This window comes from Synechococcus sp. R3-13 (assembly GCF_047462195.1).
Taxonomy (GTDB): Bacteria; Cyanobacteriota; Cyanobacteriia; order Thermostichales; family Thermostichaceae; genus Thermostichus.
The window spans coordinates 1-6,107 of sequence record NZ_JANSIO010000162.1; the positions used below are offsets into that span (position 1 = coordinate 1).

Sequence of the window (6,107 nt, forward strand, 5' to 3'; positions counted from 1 at the left end):
GGTGGAGCCTTCCTCAAGTGTTGAGAGCTTAGAGCAAGCCCGCCAAGAGCTGCAACAAAAGTTGGAGCAGCACAAGCATTTGACCTTTTGCGTGGGCAGCCATGGGCAGCAAGTGGCGCTGCGGCAAGGGATCCCGGAAGACCAGATCCTGCGAGTAGCCAATTGGATAGGGCCGTTGCTGGTGGAAGCGGCGCTGCGGGGGGCGGAGTCCATTCATTTGATCGGCTACCACGGCAAGCTGATCAAGCTGGCGGGGGGGATCTTCACCACTTCCAGCCACGTGGCCGATGCTCGCTTGGAAATTCTGGCGGCAGCCCTGATCCGGCGCGGAGGAACAGCAGAACAGGCGCGGCAGGTGTTGGAGTTGCGGACAGTAGAGGCAGCGGTGCACCATCTGGATGGCCTTGGCTGGGCAGCACCCGTGATGCAGGAGTTGGCTCGCCAAATCCTGGAGCGAGCCACAGGCTATGTGCAGAAATACGCCAGCCGATCCCTGTTGTTGCAGGTAACCCTGTTCGATCGCCAGGGGCAAATCTGCGCCCAGGTGGGGATCCCATAATGAGGTCATTTCGATTGAGACGAGGACATTGCAATCCCCCCGGATCCTCAACCATTTTTCTCCCGAAGTGTCTTAAGCGCTCCGTGCCGCCAAAGGCAACCACCCCCGGTTCCTCTCCCTTTAGTCCGTGCTCCAAAAGTCAATCCCTCTGCTCGAAACCCGCTGAGCAACGGTGGATCCCGGCCAAGACCACATAGGAGAGCGTTACGGCTGAGGAAGCAGATCCACTTTCCCAGCCACTGCCAATCAGACTCAGGTTGGCACTAGGATCCCACACCTAGTTCCCGGAGATGTTGACACTATCCACCCGCCAGCGAGTGGCCGAGCCGGAAGCTGTACCAGAAGAGCGATAGCGGAAGGCAATGTAAACACGGTTGGAAGGCTGGATCCCAGCCAGAGAAATCGGGCCGGAGTCGACGAAGCTGCCCGTAGAGAGAGTGGGAATCGTCAGAGCAGTCCAAGTGGCTGCATTCACTGCCGCTGGAGTGCCTGCACCGCTGTAGTTGGTGGAGTAAAGAACGCTTAGTTGTTGCGAAGGAGGAAGGCCGTTATCGCTAAAAGAACTCTGATTGCGGAAGGTCAGAACTGGGTTGCTGACGGAAGCCAGGTTCAGAGGAGGAGTGATCAGCCAGTCATTAGCCGGTTGCTGACCGTTGAAAGCGTTGGCCTCGGCAAGGGAGTTGACACAACGCCAGGAACGACTGGTGTCGCCGTCCACATCCACAATCTGCCAGCCGGCTGGAGCAGGGTTGCAGTTATCAAAGCCTTCAGTCAAAGGCAGGTTAACGGAAGGAGGAGTTGGTGTCGGTGTGGGCGTCGGCGTCGGTGTTGGGGCCGGAGTCAGGTTCAAGCCAACGAGCACCGGATCGTGGTCGGAAGAGCGGAAGGGATCGCTGGCGTAGAAGAGGCTCTGCTGAGAGGGACTCTTGAAGCTCAGGGTGTAGTCCAAGCTCACGGGCTCATCAGCGTTGATGTGCCACTTAGCTGAGCCTGTAACTTGGGGTCTCAGACTGCTGTTGGCCAGGGCATGATCCAGAGATCCCCACTGTCCTTGGAAGCTAAAGGAGTAGCTGTTGGGGCTATTGAGGTTGGTGAACCCGCCCGCCTCCAGAGTTTTGATCGGATCCTCCATAGCGTAGGAGTTGAGATCCCCCATAATCAACACATCCGGATCGGTGGAGCCAGTTGGATTGGTGGCGAGCCAGCTCAAGAGTTGCTGAGCGGCCCGGGTGCGGTTGCCGTTGCAATTGCCTTGGAAGGGATCGTTGTCAATAGGATCGCAGGGAGAAACCTTGGACTTGAAGTGGTTGACCACAACAGTGAAGGTGGCGTTGTTGCTCCGCTGCCGGAAGGTTACAGCCAGAGGAGGACGATGGAAGCGTCCGGGGCCTTGGGTGAATTCCCCTGTGTCCAGGAAGGCCGGGTTAGTGCCGGGGGCAATTTCAACCGTAGCTGGCTTGTAGATAAAGCCGTTGGTGATGGCATCGCCGCCCAGGTTGGGCACTCCAACATTCACAAAGGCGTAGGTTCCTGCCCCCATGACCTGGTTGAGCCCGTTCACCAAATCCTGAATGGAACTATTCGAACCGTATCCATCGTTCTCTAACTCGTTGAGGCCTACGATATCGGCATCCATGCGGCGAATAGCCTCGATGAGCTTATCCCGCTGGCGGGTGAACTCGGTGGCGTTGCTGGCTCCCCGACAGGAGGAGTTATTGGGGAAGCAGGCGTTGCCGAAGGTGTTGAAGTAGTTGAACAGGTTAAAGCTAGCTACCCTCAGGGAGCCCCCTACTGAGGGTGGGTTTTGCGGGCGAGGGTTGGTGGCTGTAAACCTGGGCAAGTTGTTGGGATCATTGGGGTGGATACGGTAGTCGATGGTCGCATCCACATCGCCACTGACATTCCGGCCTCGCAACTGGGTCATGATCCCGGTGATGTTGCTGACGCGATCGCCGCCGCGCACAGTGTTAGCCGCGCTCAGGCCACCCGGAGTGGGGTAGATAACCGGATCTGGGTTTTGGGTGAGCAGCCGGTCATCAATGCGAATCCGCTTTCGGTCGTTTTCCGCTTGAATGGCAGCTGCCTGGCTGGGAGCCGCAATTTGCGTAGGAGTGAACAACCGCTCTGTGGCCACACTCAGCTCCCCGTGGCGTCCCAGCAAGAAGGAGTCGGTTACAAACAGGGGCTGATTTCCAAATGTGACCAGCATTCCTTCCAGAGCTTCCCTTTGCTCCGCAGTCAGCGGTAGAGAGATCTGCACTGGGGCCGGCAACGGATTGTCAGAGCTACAGACAGTAAAGCTGGTGACGTTGGAGAGCTGGGTTTGCTGGCGGAACTCAGCAACCGTTCCGGTCACCTGAACCCTATCCCCAAGCCTGACGTTATTAGCTGTGCCACTGAAAACGAAGATGCCATCTGATGTGGCGGGATTCCCGTCACCATCATCTTGTAGGTAGTAGCCCTGGAGATAGGTTTGGCCAGCCACCCCCTCATTTTCAAAGTCTCCTACTACGATTCCAGAAACCGTGACTGTTTGGTTCACCAGGGGGGAAGTGAAGCCAGTGCCCTGGACAGTGCCAACTGGGATCAGGTTGGCGTTGGGATCACAGCCTCCCGGCGTGGGCGTCGGTGTTGGCGTGGCTGTGGGTGTTGAAGTCGGGGTCGGTGTGGGCACAGGTGTAAGTATTGGCAAAAGAGTTCTTCTGGAGCCGAACCCTTGCAGAGAAACCAAAAGCACCAAACCAAAAACTAGCACCGCAATTGATTGGGCAACACGACGCGAAGTAACCCTAGACCACATCTGCTTCACTCCTCCCGAAACTTCAAAGGATCCCGTATTTTTACCGTCTATATGGACTATATGGATACCATCTTCAGGAAGGAATCTGAGTAAAGGGGCAGCTAAGGTACGCTTAAGAAGACAAGAAGTTACCCCCGCCTGAGTCAAAACTCAGCGGAGAACATGGGCAGGCTTTTTCCCCTAATCCCCCAATTCGGGATCCGGTCGTACCCGCACCCCCATCTGGCGCAGCAGACGCAAAGAGTTTTCTGGCCCATCGATCATCTGCTGCTCGTTGATCCAGTAGGTGGCAATGCCCAGGTCTTCTAGAAATCGCACATAGGGATCTGGCGGTGGCCCATCGAAAACGGCGGCCTTCTGAACGGAAAAGCCCTGCTCGATCCAAGGGCCGAGGGCAAAGCGCTCATAGTAGAGCAACTGTCCCACCACTTCCTGCAAAGCCTCTGCCGCATCCTTGTGGTGCAGGAGCTTCACTTCGGCCAAAAGCAGATGCCCGTCCGCCACGGCCAAAAAGTCAAAGGTATGCTGATCCTCCCGGACTTCCAATCCTGCCAGGCGGAACCAGCGGCGAAACTGGTGCAAGATCTCGTTGTGGCGCTCGCTGCGCTCCAACTGACGGCGACGGCGGCGTTCTGCCATCAGCGGGTCTGTCCCGGCGCTGTGAGGGATCCCACTGCTGCGGAACTGGGGCGGCTCATCGGGATCCAAAACCACCTTGCCCCCAGCAGGTTGATGCAGGAGGGGCGGCATCTGGGGCAAGAGTTCTGTGGATCCCCACTCCACCTCTGGCTGCTGAGCCCAGGTAAGCAGGTGTCGATTCAAGGGGTGCTCAGGGTGGGTGTCGAACAACAGGCGCAGTTGAGACTGGCTGAACTGAAAATCCAGACGAAATTGCTCGATGGAGAGGCTGCTCCGCCCCTTTTGCAAAGTTTCTTGGCCAAAGTAAAGCATCACCAAGAGCGGGTAAATCGGCAGCGGACGATGGGAGGGAATGAGCATCGCCCACATGTCATCCGTCCAGTGGGGGAGCAGGATCTCGGCCTGTTTGCCTTTGCCCACCACCTGCAACATTTTGGGGTGTCCCGGCTGCCAGCCACAGGGGTGATCGTCAAAGCCGCAAGTCTGTCGCCCTTGATCCACGCTCAAGGGGTAGCGCCCATCATAAAGGCGGAAAGGACAGAGATCCCGGTCTTCGGCCAAAAAGCGCTCGTCTTGCCACAAGTGGGCCGCCAAGGCATGACAGCCGATCCCTTCCTGGCTGTTGCAGGCTTTGAGCCAGCGCCGTTCCGCCAGTTTCCCGCCCACTTTGCTCGGGGCCAGGGGCCGGATCAAGCCGTTTTCCCCCTGGTTGAACAGAGGCCACACCAAAGGCTCGCCGGTTTCGGGCAAGGTCGGTAAAAGAGGGTGGGTTTTGCTGTAAAACGGGTCGCAAATGCGCTGGGCCACTTGCTGCAAGGGCAGTCCGCGAGGGGATCCCACCCAAGGCAGCAGGGATCCCGATCCGGCCTGAGCGCGGTGATACTGGATGGCCAGAGCCACCTCTAGCCCTATGGGACGGAGTTCCGGCGTGAGCTGCCGGTAGCGCTGCAGCAGCCGGGAAGCCTGCACAAACAGGTCGTAGCGCCGAACGGGAACTGCGTCAGCCATAGTGTTGCAGGAAAAGCTCCCCACTGCCTTGGGCAAGAGCTGGTACAGGCAAGCACCTCCGCCTCAAAAGAGGATACTTTGGCAACCGCCTCTACAGACCCAGACCTTGCCGAGGATATCGGGCCGACACCCCCTCCTCTTGGCACCAGGTCAGTTGTCAGTGTAGTAGAGAAACTCTAGGGCGAGAAGATGCTGCCCCTCGCTTGCAGGTTGTGGGAAGAATGCGCAGCAGGCCCTAACGCCACGGCCACCCAGGAAAGGGAAAGGGGCGCTCTGTCTCTGCATCGCGGTCGTACTCCGTAGGTCGGCCTGTATCCGGCTGAATCACCAAGCTGCCCACATAGTCGGCCTCTCGGTAGACGCGGGCAATTTGATGGTGAATTTGGGCCATGTCCTCGGCGGAGACCACACCATTGTCGGTGGCTTTGTAGAACTGGACCGTGACCCGAATGGGAAAGCGAGGATCCCGCTCGATGTCCAGGTTGTTGATCTCGGTGAAGGGGCCCTCTACCTCTCCATGTCCGATGACAGCGGCTTCTACATTGCTGAGGCCGGCCAGGTCGGCTGCGCGTCCGAAAAACTTGACAGAGATATCCTCAACTTCCCTTCGCGGCGGCTGCCGCTGCTGGAGAGGTACTTGGATCACCATCACCAGGTTCAGGGCTTCTTCTGCCACTTCCGCAGCATCGGGATCCTGAGGGGTTGGGTTGGCGGCTTGCTCGGCCCGAAAATCGCTGAGGCGCTGCCCGGTGAGGCTGGCCCGTTCACCATTTTGGTTGAAGAAAAGGCGCTGGCCCCAAATAGCTTCGCCCACCTTATCTACCTTATCTTCAGTGCGGTTCTCGATCACCGTAATGCTGGTGCCCTCGCGGGTGGCCAAGATTGCCAGCACGGCTGGGTTGCCGGGATGGGATTGGTAGTTGAACAGCACCGGGTTGAATTGAGCGGATCCCTCGGCAGGGATGGGCAAAAAGGCGGCCTGGGCGCTCACCAACACATGGCTATCCCGTGGAGCCAGCAGGGAGTTCCGGTTGCCGGCCCAAGAGCCAGGATCGTGCAAGTAGCGGCACAGATTCCCCAGCAGCTCTCGCAGCGACACGG

The 6,107-nt window shown here is 58.3% G+C and carries 3 protein-coding genes and 1 pseudogene; 1 reads left to right on the top strand and 3 read right to left on the bottom strand.

The window, feature by feature from the left end; genetic code table 11:
* Nucleotides 1–559, top strand: a 559-nt coding sequence (locus tag NW856_RS05030) for a cobalt-precorrin-5B (C(1))-methyltransferase (RefSeq protein ID WP_414399392.1), incomplete at its 5' end; no start/stop codon positions are given.
* Nucleotides 560–836: 277 nt separating this feature from the next.
* On the opposite strand, the gene NW856_RS05035 is transcribed toward NW856_RS05030, so the two are convergent.
* From NW856_RS05035 to NW856_RS05045, 3 genes and pseudogenes are all read right to left on the bottom strand, one after another.
* Entirely contained in the window at nt 837–3,233 is a 2,397-nt protein-coding gene (locus NW856_RS05035) for an ExeM/NucH family extracellular endonuclease (RefSeq protein ID WP_414399393.1), read from the bottom strand.
* Nucleotides 3,234–3,539: 306 nt separating this feature from the next.
* On the bottom strand, nt 3,540–5,006 hold the full coding sequence (locus NW856_RS05040) for a hypothetical protein (RefSeq protein WP_011434306.1): 1,467 nt from the start codon (nt 5,004–5,006) through the stop codon (nt 3,540–3,542).
* 235 nt (nt 5,007–5,241) lie between these two features.
* Nucleotides 5,242–6,107, bottom strand: a pseudogene (locus NW856_RS05045) (hypothetical protein); the annotation flags it as partial.